At 69.0% G+C, this 23,788-nt stretch carries 5 protein-coding genes; 2 read left to right on the top strand and 3 right to left on the bottom strand.

Annotated features, from left to right (window positions below):
* Positions 1-150 precede the first annotated feature (150 nt).
* From recD to recC, 3 genes are read right to left on the bottom strand one after another with little or no spacing between them, the layout of a single operon-like run.
* Positions 151-2,109, bottom strand: a complete 1,959-nt coding sequence (gene recD / locus ACLD0W_RS11630; protein ID WP_410307654.1) for an exodeoxyribonuclease V subunit alpha — start codon at positions 2,107-2,109, stop codon at positions 151-153.
* Entirely contained in the window at positions 2,099-5,707 is a 3,609-nt protein-coding gene (gene recB, locus ACLD0W_RS11625; RefSeq protein ID WP_410307653.1) for an exodeoxyribonuclease V subunit beta, read from the bottom strand. The genes recD and recB overlap by 11 nt, the downstream gene beginning before the upstream one ends.
* Positions 5,704-9,138, bottom strand: a complete 3,435-nt coding sequence (gene recC / locus ACLD0W_RS11620; RefSeq protein ID WP_410307652.1) for an exodeoxyribonuclease V subunit gamma — start codon at positions 9,136-9,138, stop codon at positions 5,704-5,706. The genes recB and recC overlap by 4 nt, the downstream gene beginning before the upstream one ends.
* Before the next feature lie 503 nt (positions 9,139-9,641).
* Between recC and ACLD0W_RS11615 the strand changes: the two genes are divergently transcribed.
* Together ACLD0W_RS11615 and ACLD0W_RS11610 are read left to right on the top strand one after the other, a co-directional pair.
* A complete protein-coding gene (locus ACLD0W_RS11615; protein ID WP_410307651.1) occupies positions 9,642-22,073 on the top strand; it encodes an Ig-like domain-containing protein in 12,432 nt (4,143 codons plus the stop codon).
* Positions 22,074-22,139: 66 nt separating this feature from the next.
* Positions 22,140-23,777, top strand: a complete 1,638-nt coding sequence (locus ACLD0W_RS11610; protein WP_410307650.1) for a TolC family protein — start codon at positions 22,140-22,142, stop codon at positions 23,775-23,777.
* Positions 23,778-23,788 lie beyond the last annotated feature (11 nt).

Raw genomic sequence — 23,788 nt, 5'->3', positions numbered from 1 at the left:
AGCTCCTTTGCAAAAAAATAACGTCGTGAGTCGTTTCTTCACGCGCATTATGGGAGCTTTTCCGCCGCGCAAACGTAAACAATAGGAAAAGGCGCGGTCCGACTTACATTCCGACAATGAAAAATCACAAACCGAAATAAAACGCTGGGGTCAGCGCTCGGTTTTGGAGGCGGGCGGGGGGCCATCGGCCAGTCGCTCGGCCAGGCCGGAGGCGCGCCAGGTGCGGCGTTTGATGGCCTGGGCCAGCACCGACGGCGGGCCGTACTCCAGCAAGGTGAACGCGCTCCTGGCCCGGGTCACGGCGGTGTAGATCAGCTCCCGGGTGAGCAGTGGCTGGGGCCGGTCCGGCAGCACCAGCAGCACATGGCCGAACTCCGAGCCCTGGGATTTGTGCACGGTCATGGCGAACACCGTTTCCACCGCGTCCAGGCGGCCCGGCGGCACCCAGCGCACGCGGCCATCGGGCAGCTGAAACGCCACCCGCAGGCCGTCCTCGGGACGCTCCGGGTGGGGCAGGGTCAGGCCCACGTCGCCGTTCATCAGCCCCAGCTGGTAATCGTTGCGGGTCATCATCACCGGCCGGCCCGGGTACCAGTCGTGGTCGCCGGCCAGGCCCTCCCGGTGCAAATGGTCGGTGATCAGCCGGTTGAGGCGCTCCACCCCGAACGGGCCGCCGCGCAGGCCGCTCAACAGCTGCTGGCCGGTAAAGCGGCGCAGCAGATCCCGGGCACGCTGGTCCGGGTCGCCGGCCGCCGGGGCGGCGGCGTCCGCCACCAGAGCGCGCAGCCCCTCGTCGTTCTCGCCGCCGCCGTTCAGGAGGCGGGTGGCCAGACCGTGCGGGCTTTCGTCGGCGGCCCGAATCAGGCCCGGGTGGCCGGCACCGAACACCCGGTCCACGGCGCGGGGATCGCCGGCGTTGATGGCGGCGGCCAGATCGCCGATGCCGGGGGCGTCCTTGAAGCGCCAGTTGCGGCGCAGCATGGCGGTCTGCTGGGCCAGGGCGGCGCCGTCGCCGGCCCAGGGCGACAGGTCGGCGCCACAGGCGGCGCGCACATAGTCCAGGGTGCCGGGCCGGTAGCCGCCGGCGTCCGCTTCCCGGCACAGGTCGCCCATCACCGCGCCGGCTTCCACGCTGGCCAGCTGGTCCTTGTCGCCGAGCAGGATCAGGCGGCAATCGCCGGGCAGGGCGTCCAGCAGGCTGGCCATCATGTCCATGTCGATCATGCTGGCCTCGTCCACCACCACCACGTCGGCGTGCACCGGATTGTGGCGGTGGTGGCGGAAGTGGCGGCTGTCCGGCCGGCTGCCGAGCAGCCGGTGCAGGGTGCCCACCTCGGTGGGGATAGCGGCGCGCACCTGCTCGGCCACCGGCAGCGCCGCCACCTGCCGGCCAATGGACTCGGTGAGCCGGGCGGCGGCCTTGCCGGTGGGCGCGGCCAGGCGGATGCGCAGCCGGCGCGGCGCCGCCGGGTCCTGCATGGCCAGGGTCTGCAGCAGCCCCAGCACGCGCACCACGGTGGTGGTCTTGCCGGTGCCGGGGCCGCCGGTGATCAGGGTCAGGCCGGCGCGGGCGGCCAGGGCGCAGGCCACCTGCTGCCAGTCCGGTTCCCCGTCCACGGCGGGCTCGGGGAACAGGGCGTTGAGGTGCCCCGCCAGGCGCGCCGGGTCCGGCGCCGACCCGGTGGCCAGGCGGGCTTGTACCCGCTCCGCCACGGCCCGTTCCTGGGCCCAGTGCCGGCGCAGGTAGAGCCGCCCGCCATCGAACACCAGCGGCGCGTTGTCGTCGCCGGCGCCCACCAGCGGCCCGTGGCTCAAAATTTCCGGCCACTGACTGATCGCCGCCGGCAGTAAACCGTCCAGGGCCGGCGGTCGGCCGGCGGGCCACAGCCGCGCTTCCAGGTCCGGTTCGTCCAGGTCCAGACACAGGTGGCCGGCGGCCAATTGGCCACTGGTGAGGGCCGCCAGCAGCAGCGCCGCCGGCTCCGCCTCCGGGGCCTGGCGGTGCAGGAACTCCGCCACCGCCAGATCCAGGTCGCGCAGCAGGCCCTGTTCGCGCAGGGCCGCCAGGGCGTCGCGCCAGGCCGGCGCGGTGAACAGATCAGCCTGCATGGTCATCTCCCGGTACGAACAACTGGTCCAGCGCCTCGATCAGCGCGGAGGGCGGGCGGTCGAAGAGGCCGCCGGCGTCCGGCCCGTCCAGGCCGCGCAGGAACACATAGACGGCGCCGCCCAGATGCCGGTCCGGCTGGTAGTCGTCGCCCAGCCGGGCGCGCAACAGCCGGTGCAGGGCCAGCAGATAGAGCGCATATTGCACCTCGTAGCGGCTTTCCAGCACCGCCTCGGTCATCGCCTCGCGGGTATAGGCGTGATCGTCCGGCCCCAGCCAGTTGGATTTGTAATCGAGCACGTAATAGCGCCCTTGGTGCTCGAACACCAGATCGATAAAGCCCTTGAGCATGCCGTTCAGCGTGTCCGCCGCCAGCCGGGGGCGCGCCCGGCCCGGGGCGATATGGGTACGGATCAGGCTGTCCAGGGCCTCCACCGACACCCGCCGGGCCGGGAACAGGAACTCCAGTTCCGGCACCGCCACCGGCAGGGCGTCCAGCGCCACCGCCGTGTCGCCAAGGCCGAAGGGCGTGGTCAGCGCGTTCCGCCACCAGTCCCGCAGCACGACGTCGTGATCCTGCCAGTGGCGGGCGGCCAGCGCCTCGCTGACCCGCCGGTCCAGTTCCTCCGGGCGCGCCAGGGTGGCGGCGAAGCCGTCCCGGCCGGCCTGCTCCAGCAGGTCGTGCAGCAGCAGGCCGGGCAGGGCGCCGCGGGGAAAGGCATGGATGCCTTGCGGTTCGATCTGGTCCGCGGCGGCCACCGGCGCCGGGTCCGCTTCCGCCAGCTGGTCGCCGCGCGGATCGGCGGGGGCCAGGGTGTCCTCGTCCACCTGCTTCAGGGCGCTGTAGCTGGCGATCCACCAGGTTTCGGCCGCGCGGCCCGGGAAGTGGGCCGCGCCCCGCCAGGGCCGGGTGCGTTCGGCGGGGCGGTGGATCACATCGTTGTCCACCGGCGGCGGCTCGATGCGGATGGCGTCGCCGGCCAGCGGTGCCAGGGCGGCGCTCAGGCCGTCATCGGCCACGCCGTCGGCGCCGAACAGCAGGCGCCCCAGGGCACTCTCCGGCAATTGGTTGCGCTTGCCGTTGCCGCGCTTCACCGGCGCCACGCCCAGCCAGCACTGGTACTGGGCCCGGGTCAGGCCCACATAGAGCAGGCGCATGTCCTCGGCGAGCCGTTCCCGGTCCGCCAGGGCCACCGCCTCCCGGTCCGGTTCCAGGTCGATGTGGCGCTGGCCGTCCCGGTGATAGAGCAGCGGGGGGCGGTTGCCGTCCACCGGCTGGAAGGCGCAGGGGAAGGGCAGGAACACCAGCGGGTATTCCAGGCCCTTGGATTTGTGCAGGGTGATCACCCGCACCCGGTCGTCGTCGCTTTCCAGGCGCAGCACCGCCTCGTCGCCGTGGCCGCCGTCCTCCACCGTCTCACTGAGATGACGCAGCAGCGCCTGTTCGCCGTCCAGATGACCGGCGGCCTGCTGCAGCAGCTCCGCCAGATGCAGCAGGTTGGTGAGCGAACGCTCGCCGCTCAGGCTCTGGCTGAGCCGCTCCGGCACCGCGAAATCCAGCAGCAGGGTGCGCAGCATCGGCAGCACCCCCTGGCGCTGCCACTGGCGGCGGTAACCGTGGAACCGGTCCACCATGGCCTCCCAGCGGCGCTCGTCCCGGTTGAGGGCGTCCAGTTCGGTGAACGGAAACGCCAGGGTGGCGCAGGCCAGGGCGCTGCGCACCTTGGTGTCCGCCTCCGGGGTGGCGCAGGCGTCCAGCAGACGCAGCAGGTCGAAGGCCTCGGCGGTGGCGTACACCGAATCCCGGTCCGACAGATACACGCTGCGCACGTTGCGCCGGGCCAGGGCATCGCGGATCGCCGCCGCTTCGCTGCGATTGCGCACCAGCACGGCGATGTGCTCGGAGCGCAGGGGTCGCAGGCCCTGGTCATCGCGAAAACCGGTCTGGCCGCTGGCGGCGCCGTCGAGCAGCCGGGCGATCTCGCCGGCGCAACAGGCCGCCTGGCGCTGGCGGTAGGCGCCGCTGCTCACCGGCGCGGCGCCGTCCTCCACCCACAGCACCGCGCCGGCGCGGGGCTGGCCGTCGATCTCAAGACGGTCCTTGCGGCCCTGGGCGCTGACCGCTTCGAAGCGGATCGCGCCGTCCATCAGGAACACGTCGCCGGTCTGTTGTTCGCCGTGCTCGAACAGCCGGTTCACCGCCTCGACCATGGCTTCGGCGGAGCGGAAGTTGCGGTCCAGGGTGTGCTGGCTGTCGGTGGCCTCCCGGGCTCGCAGATAGGTGTGCACGTCGGCGCCGCGAAAGGCGTAGATGGCCTGCTTGGGGTCGCCGATCATGAACCAGCCGGTGTCCGGCTGGTCCGCGTACAGGGCGGCGAAGATGCCGTACTGCACCGGGTCGGTGTCCTGGAACTCGTCGATCAGCGCCACCGGAAACTGCTCGCGGATCACCCGCGCCAGGCGTGGCCCGTTGGCCGGGTCGGCGAGGGCGTCGCGCAGCCGGGTGAGCATGTCGTCGAAACCCATGGTGGCGGTCTGCCGGCGCATCATCGCCACCCGCCGCTCGATCCAGGCGGCGGCGTGCTCGAGCAGGGCGGTGCGCGGCGCGGCGTTGTCCTCGCGGCTTTCCAGGACCCGCTGCAGGGCGTCCAGGCAGGCCAGGTCCGGGCGCTGGTCCAGGCCCTTCTTGTTGAGCCGCAGGCCGCCGCTGGAGAAGTTCTTCAGGGCCTTGAGCGCGTCCTTGCCGGTGGCCGGAAAACCTTCCGCGTAGGCGGCCAGCTGGTCGAGCATGGCCGGCACCGTGTCCGCCTTGTAGGTGGCGCCGTGCAGCCAGCCCTGCTCCAGGGCCTCGGCCACCCAGGCGCGCAGCGCCGGCAGTTCCTCGTTCAGCGCTTGCCGCGCCCGCTGTTCCAGGGCCTGCTGCGGGCCCACCGTGTCCAGCCACAGGGCCACCGATTGCGGCAGGGCATCGTCGGCGTGCACATGGCCGATCAGCGGCCGGGCGGCGGCCAGCAGCGCCTGGGGGCCGTCCAGGCCGGCGCCGCGCAGGCCCGTCGCCGCCGCCGCCGGGAAGCGGCGGATCACCGTGCGCCAATAGTCGCAAGCGGCCTGGAACTGTTCCTCGCTGGCGTCCTCGTTGAGTTCCAGGTTGAACAGGCTGCCGGAGTCGAAGGCGTGCTGCTTGAGCATGCGGTTGCAGAAGCCGTGGATGGTGTAGATGGCGGCCTCGTCCATCCACTGGGCGGCGGCGTCCAGGCGCTGGCCGGCGGCCTGGCGCTCGGTGTCGTCCGGGTAGTCGGCCAGCAGGCCCTTCAGGATCGGGTCGTCGCCGGCCTGGCCGTCCACGAACGCCCGCGCCGCCTGGGCCAGACGGTCGCGTATGCGCTGGCGCAGTTCCTCGGTGGCCGCCTCGGTAAAAGTCACCACCAGGATTTCCGGCGGCAGCAGCGGCCGCGCGAAGCCACGGGCGTCGCCGCCGTGGCCCAGTACCAGGCGCAGATACAGGGCCGCCAGGGTGAAGGTCTTGCCGGTGCCGGCGCTGGCCTCGATCAGGCGGGTGCCGTGCAAGGGGAAGGCCAGCGGCAGGGGCAGCTTGCTCATGGGCGTTCCTCCGCGCCCTGCCACTGGAGATGGTCGAACAGGGGCCGGTAGAGCCGCTGGGCCCACACCGCCAGGGCCGGCTCGGCCTCGCCGTCCTCGCGGGCGGCCAGCAGGGTGTCGAAGTCCGGCCAGGCCCGGCGCAGGGCCGCGTCCCGGTCCACCTCGCCGACATGGCTGAAGCCGGACTCGAACACCGCCCGGGCGCTGCGTTCCGGCTGGTCCGGGCCTTTCCTCTCCCGTTGCTGCTCACCGGCGAGCCAGGCGAAGCCGGTGTCGCAGGCCACCGGCAGCGGCTGGCACAGGCCCGCCCGCCAGCCCCGCGCCAGCGCCGCCAGGTGCTCCCGGGCGCGGTCCGCCGGCAGCGGCGCCAGCCGGGCGGTGCCGTCCCGGGCCATCAGCTCGGTGGTCAGCGCCAGGCCATCGGCGCAGGCCAGCAAATGCACCGCCCAGGGCGCGCACAGCTTGCGCCAACGGTCCTTGAGGCCGCCGGTGACCAGCCGCAACCGGCAGGGGCCGTCAGCGCCGGCCAGCAGATCGGTGAGCCAGTCCTCCAGCACCAGGTCGTCCAGGGTCAGGCTCACCTCATGCTGGGGCAGCGTTCCGCCGCAGCTGGCGAGGCGCTGGAAGTAGGCCCGCAGGGGGCGGCGCAGCGGCAGGGTCAGGGCGTCCCGGTTGAACTCGGTGAACGGCGCCAGGGGCAGGGCGCCGCCGCCGGCCAGATGGTCCAGGGTGTCGGCGAGCGCCGCCTCGGCGCCGCCGTCGCCGGCTCGCCGCGCCGCCTCCAGCAGCCGGTCCTGCAGCTGCCAGCTTTGCAGACCGGACAGGGTAAAGGGCTCGGTCTCTTCCAGGCCGTGGTCGTCCCGTTCCAGGTTGGCCTTGAGCCGTTCCCGGAAAAAGTGCGCCACCGGCTGCTTGAGAAAGCGGCCCAGGGCCTCGGCGCCCACCGGTTCCAGGTCCTCCGGTGGCGGCAGCGGCGCGCCGGTGGCCGGGGCGGTGGCCGCCGCGCGGTGCAGCGGCTCCCACTCCCGGGCGAAGGTGATCGGCGCCGCGCGCCCGTCGTCAAAGAAATAGCGCCCGCTGAACGGTTGCAGCGGATGGGTCAGAACCAGAGGCTCGGAGAACCGGCGGCCGTCCGGCGCGGCCCAGCGCTGGTCCAGGTGGTCGAGCAGCTGCGCCACCAGCACCGACGGCGGCCGCTCGCTGTTGTCCCGGGCGTGGCGGCCGCTCCAGCTGATGTAAAGGCTGTCCCGGGCGCTGAGCAGCGCTTCCAGGAACAGATAGCGGTCGTCCTCCCGGCGCGAGCGGTCCCCGGGCCGGTACAGGCTGAGCCGCCGGCCGTCACCGCCGGGGGCGCCCCAGTGGCGCATCAGGTCGAAGTCCATGGGCTGCTGCTGGCGCGGATAGTCGCCGTCCTTCATGCCCAGCAGGCACACGTGGCGGAACGGAATGGCGCGCATCGGCATCAGGGTGCAGAAGTTGATGCGCCCGGCCATGAAGCGCTGGGCCAGGCTTTCGGCATTGAGCGCGTCGAGCAGCGGGCGGCGCGCCACGGTGAGCGGCAGGGGCTGGTCGAAGTCGGCCTGTTCGCAAGCCGCCAGCCAGTCGTTGAGAGCGTCGCGCAGGCCGGCGTCCATGGCCTGGTCGTCGCTGTCCTCCGGATCGAACAGGTCGTCCAGCAGAGCGCTGAAACGCTGCCGCCATTGGCCGGGCCGGGCCGGTTCGCGGCACGCCCGCCAGTGCCGGTCCAGGGTGTCCAGCAGCCGGGCCAGGCGGCCGGCGGGCTCGGCGCCCAGGCCCGCCACCTCGTCCAGGGGTTCGATGTCGCGCCAGGCCGGGCCGTCGCCGATCAGATAGCCGGCCAGCATGCGGCGCAGGCCGAACGCCCAGCTGTTCTGCTCGAAGCCGGGCAGATCCAGGCTGGCCCGCTGTTTCTCGTGCAGCCCCCAGCGGATGTTGGCCTGCTCGATCCAGCGGCTCAGCGCCGGCAGGGTGCTCTCGGCGAGGCCGAAGCGGCGGCGCAGGGCCGGTACCTCCAGCAGATCGAGAATGTCGGCGGCGGTGAAACGCCACTGGGGCAGATGCAGCAGCGCCTCCACCGCCCGCGCCAGCGGCGAGGCGGCGCCGGCGCTGCGGTCGCTGAGAGTGTAGGGCAGATAACGGGGGTCGTCCCGCTCCAGGCGACCGAACACCGCGTCGATGTGCGGCGCGTAGGTTTCGATGTCCGGCACCATCACGATCACGTCCCGGGGCCGCAGGTGCGGGTCCTCGGCGAAGCGCGCCAGCAGCGCGTCGTGGAGAATTTCCACCTCGCGCTGCGGGCCATGGGCCACGGCGAAACTCAGCGAGTGGTCCGGGCTGGCCACCGGCGGCGTCTCCGGTGGCGGCCGCAGCTTGAGGATGTCCCGCTGCAGCGTTCGCAGCAGGGTGTCGGTGGGCGGGTCCGGGTCGAACAGGTCGATCTGCTCGAAGGCGCTCTGATAATCGGCCGGGTCGTCGTGGTCGTAGAGCAGGCCGATAAAATCCCGGCCCTGCTTGCCCCAGGCGGCCAGCAGCGGGTGCACCGGGTTGTCCGGCGGCGTCACCAGGTGGCGGCGGCGGTGGTCCAGTTGCCGGCGCAGCAGGTCCCGGTCCTCGACGATATCCGCCCAGTACATCTCGCAGGGGTTCTGCACCAGCATCAGCACCTGGCAGTGGCGGCTGAGTGCCGCCAGCGCTTCCAGGGACTGCTGCGGCAGGGCGCTGATGCCGAACACCAGCAGCCGTTCGGGCAGGCCGGCGGGCGCCGGTCCGTCGGCCAGGGCCGCCACGAAGGCGTCGTGGATCGCCGCCCGGCTGAGGCCGCGCCGGTCCGCCGGCAGGTCGTCCAGCAGGGCCCGCCACAGCGCCGGCTGCCAGTGCTGGCCGGGGGGCAGGGGCACGCTGTCGCGGCGATCCGGGGCCCGCCGCAGCCGGTCCTCGCCCTGTTCCCAGTCGGCCAGCCAGTCCGCCCGGTAGACCTGATAGGCGTCGAACAGATCCGCCAGCCGCTCGGCCAGCTGGTGGCGCTTGCGGTTGTCGCCGTCGTCGTCGAGAAAGTGGCGCAGCGGCTCGAAGGCGTCCCGGTCGAGCAGGGTGGGCAGCAGCCGGTACAGCCGCCACAGCAGGCGGGACTTGTCGAACGGCGAGGTGCGCGGTACCCGGTCCTCGCCGAGCACGGTGCGATAGGCGCTCCACAGAAAGCGCGCCGGCATCTGGAAACTGAACCCCGCGGCAATGCCCAGGGCGTCCGGCTCGGCCAGCTTCAGCTTCAGCCACTGGGCCATGCCGTTGGACTGCACCAGCACGGTTTCCTCCGCCAGCGGCGGCAGCGGATGGCGCCGCAACCAGCCCGCCACCACCTCGGTGAGCGTCTCCAGCCGATTGCCGTGCAGCACCATGAAGCCGTTTTGCATTGTTCCCCCGCCGCGATGTTCCAACGGCGCCCATTCTACACGGGGAGGGGCGCCTGGCAGTCTAAGGAGAAATAATTAGTTTTTGCTTGATCCTAAAATATTATCGGTCGGAATTTTGAACAAAAAACAAAAAAAAGTTACGTCAAAACCACGTGAAGCGTTGATTGTGTAACGTTCTGGTGAGAATCTTCCTGCGTTGTGATTGTGGTCTTCGTCACATTTTTGAAGACCAAATAAAAATTTTTGACAGTGTATCGCTGCAGGGCATTGACCGGAGCGCTTTCGGTTCCGGAGCACGTTTTCAGGTGAAGAAGGGGCGGATTTGGCGGTCACCATTTTGGGGGGGGACACCGCGGGAGCGCGGAAACGGGCAGTCTGCCCGTGAGCCATAGCAAACACTTTCACTGAATGAAAAGCAGGACGATGACGGCCGGCCTCCGCGCCCGCCGTGGCGACCTCCCGTGTCCGTGTGCCTGGCGCCGCGATCCCAACCGGATGCCGCTATGGATAACCTCGACTTTCAAGCGCTTGAACCCCGCCTGCTGCTGGACGCGGCGGCGGCGATCACCCTCGACAGCACCCAGGTGGACACCTCCGCCGACGGGCAGAGCGCGAGCCATCCGGTGTCGGAAGACACCAGCTTCTCGCTGGACGGGGTCAGCGTCTCCGACGGGGGCGGCACCGACCAGAACAACGACGGCCAGCCGGAGCCGGACCAGTACAGCCTGGATCTGACGCTCAACGAAAGCGCCCTGGAGGCCGGCACCTACTTCACCCAGGACGGCCAGAACCGGCAGTCGATCACGCTCACCGGCACCAAGGCGGAAATCAACGCCGCCCTGGCCGGCATCACGGTGACGCCGGGGGAAAACTACACCGGCGACCTGAGCGTCTCCCTGGTGCTCAGCGAAAACGGGGTGCAGCGGGACACCGCCACCTACGACGCGCCGATTTCCCCGGTCAATGACGCGCCCACCTTCGACGTGGGCGACCTGCGCGCCGACGAGGGCGGCAGCCTCACCTTCACCCTGGAGAACCTGGGGCTCAGCGATCCGGACATCGACAGCGGCGACCAGAGCCTGGACCAGCTGATTCTGCAGATCGATTCCCTGCCGGAGCACGGCACCCTGCGTCTTAACGGCGCCATTCTGGTGGAAGGTTCCACCTTTGACGCCACCCAGCTGGGCAATCTGGTCTACACCCACGACGGCGTGGACGTGGCCCCCGGCGACGTGGACGGCTTCAATATCACCGTGTTCGACGGCGCTGGCGCGTCCACCTCGAAAACCCTGACGGTGGCCCTGGAGCCGATCAACCAGGCGCCTTCCATCGAAGGCAACCCGAGCCAGTACGAAGGCGAGACCACCGGTCTCGGGCTCACCTACGAGGACCGCGAATCCGGCCATGCCGACGCCCCCGGCAATGTCACCATCGAGGTGGACGGCACCGCCGGCCTCAACGGTCGCGGCCAGCTGTTCCTCGACCTGAACGGCAACGGGGTGGTCGATCAGGGCGAAGCGCTCGGCGACGGCGACACCTTCACCGCCGACCAGCTGCAGTGGCTGTCGTTCGCCCACGACGGCGACGAGCCCGGGGCGGTGGCGCCCAGCTTCACCCTGCGGGTCACCGACAACGGGGGCGGCGAGGGCCCGGAGGGCGCGCTTACCAGCGAGCGCCAGGTGGACATTCAGATCCGCCAGAACAACGATGACCCGACGCTGACGCCGACCCCTTCGCCGCTGGACGCCAGTGACACCCACGTGGTGGTGTTCGAGGACGGCATGCTCGACGCCCAGGACCCGGACAGCAGCGACAGCCAGCTGGTGTACTCGCTCACCGGCCTGCCGGAGTACGGGCAGATCCAGTTCAATATCGGCGGGGTCGGTAACCCGCACTGGGTGGCGCTGACCGTGGGCGGCACCTTCTCCCAGGCGGACATCAACGCCGGCCTGGTGCGCTACGTGCAGACCAGCCGGCCCGCCGAAGGCGTCACCCAGGACACCGGCCTGCGCTTCCAACTGCGCGACTCCGAGTACAAGGCGTTCGACGACGCCGGCGAACCGGGCCAGTGGCGCGACGAAAACGGTGACCCGCGAACCGGCACCCTGACCTTCGACCTGGATACCGTGTTCGACGGCGAGGGCGGCGGTCCGGGCCAGGGCGTGGACACCCTGCCGGTGGTCACCGGTGACGTGGTCAACAACACCGGCGCCGGCGGCTTCGACGAGGGCGACGGCACCACCCTCACCGGTGACCAGCTCCGCTACCATCTGGAAGCCGGCGATTATCCGCTGCCCGATGAGCGCATCACCTACACCCTGACCGGCCTGCCGGCCAACGGCCAGCTGCTGCTGGACGGCGCGGTGCTGGGGATCTACGACAGCTTCACCCAGGCCGACGTGGAAGCGGGCCGGGTCACCTTCCAGCACGACGGCGGTGAGAATCACCAGAGCGGCTTCAGCTTTATCGTCACCGACGGCGGCGCCTTCACCGACACCGGCAGCTTCAGCCTGGACGCCACCCCGGTCAACGACGCGCCGGTGACCGGCGACAGCCAGCAGCTGATCACCGAAGCCACCGACACCCATGACGGCATCGTCGGCCTGGGCCCGGACGACCTGATCATGTCCGACCCGGACGGCTCCGAGGACGTCACCCCGGGCAGCGCCGCGGACCCCAACGGCGAGGCCGGCGTGGACCCGCTGTGGTTCCAGATCACCAGCCTGCCGGCGGCCGGCACCCTGCAACGCTGGACCGGCTCGGAATGGGTGGACGTGGCCCTGGACGGCGCCTGGTACTCCCGGGACCTGCTGACCACCGCCGCCGACGGCACCGCCAGTGGCCTGCGTTATGTGCACGACGGCGGTGAAGTGCTGCGCAGCGATGCGTTCCAGTTCGTGGTGCGCGATGATCTGGGCGCGCCCGCCGACGCGCTGCAGCCGGACACCACCTCCGGCGCGCCCGCCGCCGGCCATGTGTCCGAGGCCGGCACCGTGGGCTTCGAAATCGCGCCGCTCAACGACGCACCGATCATCAACGCCCAGCCGGGCAGCGGCGACGCCGGCCCGCCGGCCAACGAAGTGCTGACCGTGGGCGAGGGCGACAAGGCGGTGATCGGCAACGACCGTCTGTCCGCCTACGACAGCGACAACAGCACCCGCCAGAACACCTTCCGCGTCACCGAGAACGTGGAAAACGGCAAGCTGCTGCTCAATGGCAAGGTCCTCCAGGTGGGCGGGACCTTCACCCAGGCGGACATCGACGCCGGCCGCGTCAGTTATGAGCACGACGGCTCCGAGAACCACGCCGACAGCTTCAAGTTCGTGGTCAGCGACGGCCCGAAAACCTCCGCGGAAGGCACCTTCGAGATCCTGGTGGATGCCCGTAACGACGCGCCCACCGTGGACGCCACGCCGCCGGCGGACAACCTGGTGTCCGGCTCGCCGCTGGACCTGGGCGAGGTGTTCACCATCGGCGACGCGGACCTGACCAACCTGGGCGACGGCGAGACCGACTTCATCACCGTGGACCTGCGCATCCTGGACGCCAACGGCAACCCGGTGGACGGCGCCGATGCGCTGTTGCGCGCCACCCTGGACGGCAGCGCCCTGAGCGGCGCCAGCCTGCAACTCAGCGGCACCCTGGCGGAGGTGCGGGCGGCGCTCGCCACCCTCACCGTGGAAATCACCGGCGACCTCAACCAGCGGCTCACCGTGGAAGCGGTGGTCGACGACCGGCTCGGCGGTGGCGGCGCCAACGGCGGCGCCGCCAACGAAGACGGCACGCCGATCTCCGATGCCAATAACACCGACCGGGCCAGCATCGACCTGATCGCCTCCACCAGCAACGACGCGCCGGTGGCGACCCTGCCCGACCAGACCTTCACCGAGGACACCCCGGGCCTGTTGCAGGGCCTGGACCTCAGTGACCTGGATGCCTTCGACGAAGATCTGACGGTGGTGATCAACGTGGGCGCCGGCGCGCTCAGCGTGGCCGGCGCCAACGGCCTCACCGTCAGCGGCGGCGGCACCGGCCAGCTGACCCTCACCGGTCGCCTGGATACCCTGCGCACCGCCCTGGAGAACATTACCTATACGCCGGCGGCCAACGACAACGGCACCACCACGCTGAGCATGCAGGTCACCGACAGCGATCTGCACGGCAACGGCACCGCCCTGAGCGACAGCGTCTCCGCCACCCTCACCCTCGTGGCGGTCAACGACAAGCCGTCGCTCACCGTGCCCGGCACCCAGACCTTCGACCACGACGGCAGCGGTTCCCTGGCGATCAGCGGCGTCAGCGTGGCCGACAACGCGGACAGCGGTCAGGACGTTTTCAACGATAATCAGTCGGTGACCGTGGAAGTGCTCAGCGGCGCCAATGACGCCGCCGGCCTGGTGTCCATCGGCGCCGGCCCCGGCGCCACCTCCCTGACGCTCACCGGCACCCTGGCGGAAATCAACGCCCAGCTGGCGGATCTGACGTTCACCCCGGACAACACCAACGCGGACGGCACCGCGCGGCTGAGGATCACCTTTGACGACCGTGGCAACGGCGATCAGAACGCCGACCCGGCCAACAATGAGACGGTCTCCAAAATCGTCCGCGTCAACATCAGCGGCACCAACGACGCGCCGGTGATCAGCGGCCCCGGCGACGACGGCGGCACGGTGACGGTGGCCGAGGACGGCCGTCTGGATCTGTCCGGCTATGGCATCGCCGACCCGGACGACTTCGGCGGTTCCGGCATGAGCATCACCCTCAGCGTCGACCACGGCACCTTCGACACCGAGTTGGGCACGCTCAGCAACGGCGGTCGCACCCTGACCCTCACCGGCGCCACCGAAGCCCAGCTCAACGCGCTGCTGGACCAGGCCGGTTACCGGCCGGACGGCGACTATTACGGCGCCGACACCCTGACCATCACCGTCAATGACGGCGGCAACACCGGCACCGGCGGCGCCCTGCAGGACAGCATCACCGTCAATCTGGACGTCACCCCGGTGAACGACCGGCCGGTGGCCGACGGTGACGCGGTCACCCTGACGCCCACCGACGAGGACGGCAACGGCGGTGCCGGCCAATCCCTGGGCGATCTGTTCGGCGACCAGTACAACGACGGCGCCGACGATCAGAGCGATGAAAACGGCGGCAGCGCGGGAAGTGAAGAAACGCCGCTCAGCTTTATCGCCATCACCGGCAACGACGCCAACGCCGATCAGGGCGTCTGGCAGATCCGCATCGACGGTGATTGGGTGGACGTGTCCACCGCGCTCAGCGACAGCAACGCGCTGATCGTTACCGCCGACACCCTGGTGCGCTTCCAGCCGGCGGCGGATTTCAACGGCCAGCCCGGCGGCCTGACCGTGCGCCTGGGCGACAACAGCCAGCCCGGCCTGGCCACCAGCAGCGACGGCGGCGACACCTTCAACCTGACGCAGAACGGCGACCTGGGCGACCAGACCGGCGTCTGGTCCGCCACCGCCACCGCCCTGGAGGCGGACATCACCGCCATCAACGACGCGCCCACCGTCACCGACGGCAGCGTGTCGCTGCCGGACATCGATGAGGATTCCTCCGGTAACGGCCACAGCGTCGCCGATCTGGCCGGCGACAACTTCAACGACGACACCGACGATCAGACCGACGTGGCGGAAAGCGGCGGCAGCAGCGCCGACGCCTTCGGTGGCATCGCCATCATCGACAACCCGGCGGACGCCAATCAGGGCCGCTGGCAATACAACACCGGCAGCGGCTGGGTGGACGTCCCCTCGGACGTGTCCGTGGACAACGCCCTGGTGCTGGGCCCGGACAGCCGCGTGCGCTTCCTGCCGGCGGCGGACTACCACGGCACCCCGGACGGCCTGAGCTACGTGGTGGCGGAACGGGACGGCAACGGTGACAACCAGGCGGCCAACGCCGGCCAGCGCGCCGACGTGACCTTCGACGCCACCGGCATCTGGTCCGACAGCGCCGACGCGGTGGCCCTGGGCATCACCGTCAAGCCGGTCAACGACGCGCCGGAACTGGGCGCCGACCTGCCCACCGAAGTGGTGGTGGTGGAGAACGAGGGGCTGGGCACCGGCAGTGAACGGAAACCGCTGGTGGACGCCGGCACCGTAACGTTGGACGACGTGGACGGCGACGACTTTGGCGGCGGCACCATCACCGTCACCCTGGACGACGCCACCGCCGCCGACGTGTTCTCCCTGGTGGACGACGAAGCGCCGGGCATCGCCTCCCTGGAGAGTGGCAACGGCAGCCTCACCATTCATCTGGCGGCGGGCACCAGCGCCGCGCAGGTGACCGCGCTGATCGAGGCGCTGCGCTACGAAAACACCAGCGACGCGCCGGATACCACCACCCGGGATTACCGGATCGTGGTCAACGATGGCAACAACGACGGCCAGGCCGGCGGCCCCCAAGCGCTGGACAGCAACACCCTCACCGGCAGTCTGCGCGCGGTGAACACCAACGACCTGCCGCAGGCGGTCAATGACCAGAAAACCACCACGGAAAACAGCACCACCACCGGCAATGTGCTGACCAACGACAGCGACCCGGACGGTGACGATCTGATCGTCAGCCAGGTGGGTGGTGAAAGCTCAAACGTGGGTGAGGCGGTGGACGGCGGCGACGGCGGCCGCTTCACCATTAACCAAGACGGCAGCTACAGCTTCGATCCCAACGGCGACTTCGATGATCTGGCGGTGGGTGAGTCCCGTACCACCTCCATTGAGTACCAGGTCAGCGATGGCGAGGGCGGCTTCGACACCGCCACGCTGACGATCACCGTCACCGGCCTGAACGATGCGCCCACGGTGGTTACCGGCGATGTACCGGAAGCGCAAAGCAACGACGACAGCGACACCATTACGCCGCTGGATGTGTCCGGTGCCTTCACCGACGTGGACGGCTCCGACACCCTGACCTACAGCGCCAACGGTTTGCCGCCGGGTCTGAGCATCAATACCAGCACCGGTGTCATCAGCGGTACCCTCGAGCGTGACGCTTCCCAGGGCGGCGATGATGGCACCTACACCGTTACCGTCACCGCCAGCGATGGCAACGGCGGCACGGTGAACATGAGCTTCGACTGGACCGTGAGCAACCCGGCGCCGGAGGCCAGCAACGACACCGCCACCACCAACGAGGACACCGCCACCACCGGCAATGTGCTGACCAACGACAACGACCCGGACGGTGACGATCTGACGGTGAGCCAGGTCAACGGCGAAGCCGGCGATGTGGGGGAAGCGGTGGACGGCAGCCACGGGGGCCGGTTCACCCTCAATGAGGACGGCAGCTACAGCTTCGACCCCGACGGCGACTTCGACGATCTGGCGGTGGGCGAAACCCGCACCACCTCCATTGAGTATCAGGTCAGCGATGGGGAAGGCGGCTTCGACACCGCCACCCTGACCATCACCGTGACCGGCGTGAACGATGCCCCGGTGGCGGTGAACGACACCGGTACCACCACGGAGAACAGCACCACCTCCGGCAACGTACTGACCAACGACAGCGACCCGGAAGGCGACACCCTGACCGTCAGTCAGGTTGGGGGTGAGGCCACCGATGTGGGCGAGGCGGTGGACGGCGACAACGGTGGCCGCTTCACCATTAACGAGGACGGCAGCTACAGCTTCGACCCCAACGGCGACTTCGATGACCTGGCGGTGGGCGAGTCCCGCACCACGTCCATCGAGTACCAGATCAGCGATGGCGAGGGCGGTTTCGATACCGCCACCCTGACCATCACCGTCACCGGCGTGAACGATGCGCCGACGGTGGTCACCGGCGACGTGCCGGAAGCGCAAAGCAACGACGACAGTGATGTGGTGAACGGGCTGGATGTGTCCGGTGCTTTCAGCGATGTGGACGGCTCCGACACCCTGACCTACAGCGCCAATGGTCTGCCGCCGGGGCTCAGCATCAATGCCACCACCGGTGTCATCAGCGGCACCCTCGAGCGTGACGCTTCCCAGGGCGGTGACGATGGCACCTACACCGTTACCGTCACCGCCAGCGATGGTAACGGCGGCTCGGTGAACATGAGCTTCGACTGGACCGTGAGCAACCCGGCGCCGGATGCCAGCAACGATACCGGTACCACCACGGAGAACAGCACCACCTCTGGCAATGTGCTCACCAACGACAGCGATCCGGATGGCGACGATCTGACGGTGAGCGCCGTTAACGGCGAGGCCACCGATGTGGGCGAGCCGGTGAACGGCGACAACGGTGGCCGGTTCATCCTCAACGAGGACGGCAGCTACAGCTTCGACCCCAACGGCGACTTCGACGACCTGGCGGTGGGCGAGACCCGCACCACCTCCATCGATTACCAGGTCAGTGATGGCGAAGGTGGCTTCGATACCGCCACCCTGAAAATCACCGTTACCGGCCTGAACGATGCGCCGACGGTGGTCACCGGCGACGTGCCCGAGGCACAAAGCAATGACGACAGTGATGTGGTCACCGGACTGGATGTGTCCGGGGCTTTCAGCGACGTGGACGGTTCCGACACCCTGACCTACAGCGCCAATGGTTTGCCGCCGGGTCTGAGCATCAATGCCAGCACCGGTGTCATCAGCGGCACCCTCGAACGTGACGCCTCCCAGGGCGGCGACGATGGCACCTACACGGTCACCGTTACCGCCAGCGACGGTCATGGCGGCACGGTGAACATGAGCTTCGACTGGACCGTGAGCAACCCGGCGCCGGATGCCAGCAACGATACCGGTACCACCACGGAGAACAGCACCACCTCTGGCAATGTGCTCACCAACGACAGCGATCCGGACGGTGACGATCTGACGGTGAGCGCGGTTAATGGCGAGGCCGCCGATGTGGGCGAAGTGGTGGACGGCGACAACGGTGGCCGGTTCATCCTCAACGAGGACGGCAGCTACAGCTTCGATCCCAACGGCGACTTCGACGACCTGGCGGTGGGCGAGACCCGCACCACTTCCATCGATTACCAGGTCAGTGATGGCGAAGGTGGCTTCGACACCGCCACCCTGAAAATCACCGTTACCGGTGTGAACGATGCGCCCACCGTGGTCAGCGGCGACGTGCCCGAGGCACAAAGCAATGACGACAGTGATGTGGTCACCGGACTGGATGTGTCCGGGGCCTTCACCGATGTGGACGACTCCGACACCCTGACCTACAGCGCCAACGGCCTGCCGCCGGGGCTCAGCATTGATGCCGGCACCGGCGTGATCAGCGGTACCCTCGACCGGGACGCCTCCCAGGGCGGCACCAACGGCACCTATACCGTGACCATCACCGCCGACGATGGTCATGGCGGCACGGTGGACATGAGCTTCGACTGGACGGTGAGCAACCCGGCGCCCATCGCCGACAACGACACCGGTGCCACCACCGAGAACAGCACCACCACCGGCAATGTGCTGACCAACGACAGCGACCCGGACGGCGATGATCTGATCGTCAGCCAGGTCAATGGCGAAGCCAGCGACGTGGGCGAAGCGGTGGACGGCGACCACGGTGGCCAGTTTACCCTCAACGAGGACGGCAGCTATTCGTTCGACCCCAACGGCGACTTCGACGATCTGGCCGTGGGTGAAACCCGCACCACCTCCATCGAGTATCAGGTCAGCGACGGCGAAGGCGGCTTCGATACGGCGACGTTGGAAATCACCGTCACCGGCGTCAACGACGCACCCACCGTGGTCACCGGCAACGTGCCCGAGGCACAGAGCAACGACGACAGCGATACGGTCACGCCGCTGGACGTGTCCGGCGCCTTTGCCGACGTGGACGGTTCCGACACCCTGACCTACAGCGCCGACGGTCTGCCGCCGGGCCTCAGTATCGACACCGATACCGGCATCATCAGCGGCACCCTGGATCGCGATGCCTCCCAGGGTGGCACCGACGGCACTTACACCGTGACCGTCACCGCCGACGACGGCAACGGCGGCACCGTGGACATCAGCTTTGACTGGACGGTGAGCAACCCGGCGCCGGTCGCCGACAACGACACCGGCACCACCAACGAAAACAGCACCACCACCGGCAACGTGCTCACCAACGACAGCGATCCGGACGGTGACGATCTGACCGTCAGCCAGGTCAATGGCGAAGCCGGTGAGGTGGGCGAGGCGGTGGACGGCGATCACGGCGGCCAGTTCACCCTCAACGAGGACGGCAGCTATACGTTCGACCCAGACGGTGACTTCGACGACCTGGCGGTGGGAGAGAGTCGCACCACCTCCATCGAGTACCAGGTCAGCGACGGCGAAGGCGGCTTCGACACCGCCACCCTCACCATCACCGTGACCGGTGTCAACGACGCCCCCACGGTGGTCACCGGCAATGTGCCGGAAGCGCAAAGCAACGATGACAGCGACACGGTCACGCCGCTGGACGTGTCCGGCGCCTTTGCCGACGTGGACGGTTCCGACACCCTGACCTACAGCGCCGACGGCCTGCCGCCGGGCCTCAGTATCGACACCGATACCGGCATCATCAGCGGCACCCTTGATCGCGATGCCTCCCAGGGCGGTACCGACGGCACTTACACCGTGACCGTCACCGCCGATGATGGCAACGGCGGCACCGTGGAGATGAGCTTCGACTGGACCGTCAGCAACCCGGCGCCCATCGCCGATAACGACACCGGTGCCACCACCGAAAACACCACCACCACCGGCAACGTGCTGACCAACGACAGCGACCCGGACGGCGATGATCTGACGGTGAGCGCCGTTAACGGCGAAGCCGGTGAGGTGGGCGAGGCCGTGGACGGCGACCACGGCGGTCGCTTCACCCTTAACCAGGACGGCAGCTACAGCTTCGACCCCAACGGTGATTTCGACGACCTGGCGGTGGGCGAAACCCGCACCACCTCCATCGAGTATCAGGTCAGCGACGGCGAGGGCGGCTTCGACACCGCCACGCTCACCATCACCGTGACCGGCGTGAACGACGCGCCCACGGTGGTGAACGGCAACGTGCCGGATACCCAGAGCAACGATGACAGCGACACGGTCACGCCGCTGGACGTGTCCGGCGCCTTCGCCGATGTGGACGGCACCGACACCCTGACCTACAGCGCCGACGGTCTGCCGCCGGGCCTCAGTATCGACACCGATACCGGCATCATCAGCGGCACCCTCGACCGGGACGCCTCCCAGGGCGGTACCGACGGCACCTACACGGTCACCATCACCGCCGATGATGGCAACGGCGGCACCGTGGACATCAGCTTCGACTGGACCGTCAGCAACCCGGCGCCCATCGCCGACAACGACACCGGTGCCACCAACGAGGACACCACCACCACCGGCAATGTGCTGACCAACGACAGCGACCCGGACGGTGACGATCTGGTGGTCAGCCAGGTGGGCGGCGATGCCGGCAATGTGGGCGAGGCCACCGACGGCAGCCACGGTGGCCGGTTCACGATCAACCAGGACGGCAGCTACAGCTTCGACCCCAACGGCGACTTCGACGACCTGGCGGTGGGCGAGACCCGCACCACCTCCATCGAGTACCAGGTCAGTGACGGCGAAGGCGGCTTCGACACGGCCACGTTGGAAATCACCGTCACCGGCGTCAACGACGCGCCCACCGTGGTCACCGGCAACGCGCCGACCGATCAGAACGGCCGCGACGCCGAGCCGGTGGAGCCGCTGGACGTGTCCGGCGCCTTCACCGATGTGGACGGCACCGACACCCTGACCTACAGCGCCAATGGCCTGCCGCCGGGGCTCAGCATCGACCCGGCCACCGGCATCATCACCGGCACGCCGGAGCGCAGCGCGTCCCAGGGTGGCGTGGGCGGCACCTATACGGTCACCGTCACCGCCTCCGACGGCAACGGTGGCAGCGTGCAGCTGCAGTTCAACTGGACCATCGCCAACCCGGCGCCGGTGGCCAGCGACGACGGCGCCGTGGCCGACGAGCTCACCGGCACCGGCGGCAACGTGCTGGACAACGACCAGGATCCGGACGGCGACCCGATCACCGTGGACGCGGTCAATGGCGACACCCTGGCGGTGGGGCAGTGGGTGCGCGGCGATCAGGGCGGCCGCTTCCAGCTGCAGGCCGACGGCAGTTTCCGCTTCGACCCGCGCGGCGACTTCCGTAGCCTGAATGCCCGGGAAAGCCGCGACACCTCGATCCAGTACCGCATCAGCGACGGCGAGGGCGGCTTCGACACCGCCACCCTGACGGTGCGCGTGGACGGTCGCAACGACCCCTACGTGCCCACCGATCCGACGCCGACGCCCCCCGATCCGCAGCCGCCGATCGTGCCGGACCGTGGCACCGAGGACATCGATGGCGACGGCGATCCGTTCTCCGGTCGCGGCGACGATTCGCTGCGCCTGGGCGGCGATTACGACGACTACTTCGAGCTGCCCGAGATCCAGCCCATCGAGCTGCGCATCGCGCTGCGCGATGTGGTGGCCAACGAGGACATCTATCTGTTCGCGCTGCCCGCCAACACCTTCCACAGCGAGTCGGATCAGCCGATCAGCGTGGAGGCGACCCAGGCGGACGGCAGCCCGTTGCCGGCCTACATCACCTTCGACACCGACTCGCAGACCTTCCGGGTGGACCGCGCCCAGGCGCTGACCCTGGGCGTGGAGCGGGTGGATGTGAAGGTGGTCGGTCACGACCTGGCCGGCAACGAAGCGAGCGACACCTTCGTGATCCATCTGCTGCCGCAGAACGAGAAGCCGGTGGCGGAGAAGGACCAACCGGAGCCGGCACCGACGGCGTCCGCTGACGATCGCGTCGGCGTCCTGGGCGAGCCGGCCCGGCCGATGCCGGAGAAAGGGGCGCCGTCCCTGGCGGAATCCCTGGCGGTGGCCGGTCACTCCGGCTTCGCCGGCGAGCAGGCCCGGGTGATGAAGGATCTGATGACATTGCTGGCGCATTCCGAGGAAGCGCTCTAGGCACCGGCGGCCCGCCGGGCCGCCGGCACATTTTTTTAATACCGAGTTTGAATGCAGAGGTCAGGCATGCAGGTTTCCAATAAAAAACACAGTTCTTCCCGGCAAGCGCCGCGCCGCGCGGTGTCCGCGCTGGCCCTGGCGGTGGCCCTGGCCGCCGGTCTGGCGGCCAGCGGTTGCGCGGTCAATCCGCAACCGCTGGACCGTGATCAGATCCATGACGCCATCGAGCAGGATCAGGCGATGATGGACGCCATGGCGGACCCCATCACCGGCCCGTTGACCCTGGACCAGGCCCTGGCGCGGGCGCTCAAATACAACCTGGACAACCGGGTCAAACTGATGGAAGAGGCGCTCTCCGAGCGCGGCTTCGAGCTCGCCAAAATGGACATGCTGCCGGTGCTGGCGGCCCGCGCGGGCTACAACAACCGCAGCAACGTGAACGCCTCCAGCAGTGAGTCGGTGCTCACCGGCACCCAGAGTCTGGAGCCCTCCACCTCGGTGGATCAGGACCGCCACTACGCGGACCTGGAGCTGTCCTGGAACGTGCTCGATTTCGGCGTCAGCTATCTGAAGGCGAAACAGGAAGCGGACCGCTATCTGATCGCCGCCGACTCCCGCCGCAACGTGATGGCCAAGCTGCTGCAGGAAACCCGCACCGCCTACTGGCGGGCGGCGGTGACCCAGCAACTGTCGGCGCGCATCGACGGGCTGCTGGAAGAGACCGGCGCCGAGCTGGACCGTATGAACGAGATTCAGCAACGCCGCCTGCGTTCGCCCATGGACGTGCTGCAGGAAAAACGCCAGCTGCTGGCGGTGATGCGCAGCCTGCGCAGCTTCCGGCGCACCGTGGACGCCGCCCAGATCGAGCTGGCGGCGCTGATCAACCAGCCGCCGGGGGTGCACATCGAACTGGCGGACAGCGAACAGCTGCCGGAACTGCCGGAGCTGCCGGTGGACGACCTGGACACCCTGGAGCAGGTGGCGCTGGCGCACAGCAGCGATTACACCGGCCAGCTCTACAACGCCCGTATCGCCCAGCGCGAGGCGCGCAAGAGCCTGCTGCGGCTGCTGCCGGGCCTGGAGTTTTCCTACGGCGGTCACTACGACTCCAACAGCTATCTGTACAACGACACCTGGGCGGAAGCCGGCGTACGGGTGAGCTGGAACCTGCTGCGCCTGCTCGCCCTGGGTGACATCCGCGCCCAGAACGAAGCCCGCGACAATCTGGTGGCGGCGCGCCGCCTGGCCGCCAACATGGCCACCGTGGCACGGGTCAACCTGGGCTGGCAGCAGTACCGCAACGCGCTCAACGATCTGACCCTGTCCAATGAGTTTCTGACCATCGACGAGCAGATCGCCGACTACAGCGGCCAGGCCCGCTCCAGCAACGCCATGTCCGGCACCCAGACGCTGATGAACGAGGCCCGCGCGCTCAACTCGGTGCTCACCAACTCCCTGGACTACGTGAAAGCCCAGGACGCTTACGGTGGCTTCCTGTTCAGCCTGGGCTTCAACCCGGTGCCGGAGAACTACCAGAGCTTTGACGTGCAGGCGCTGTCCAACCGCATCAACACGGCGTTCGCCGAATGGACCAGCGGGCCGTTGCCGATCGAGGCCGGCTCGCCCTGGTTCACCGAGAACGTGGCCGGCAGCAACCAGCCGCCGCTGGCCCGCGCCACTGACCGGGAAGCCGCCGCGCAATGAGAGCAGGGTGG

The sequence above is a fragment of the Alloalcanivorax sp. C16-1 genome, assembly GCF_046507805.1.
Taxonomy (GTDB): Bacteria; Pseudomonadota; Gammaproteobacteria; order Pseudomonadales; family Alcanivoracaceae; genus Alloalcanivorax.
The sequence above is the reverse complement of the archived record's forward strand: the minus strand, read 5'-3'. Positions and strand labels throughout refer to the sequence as shown.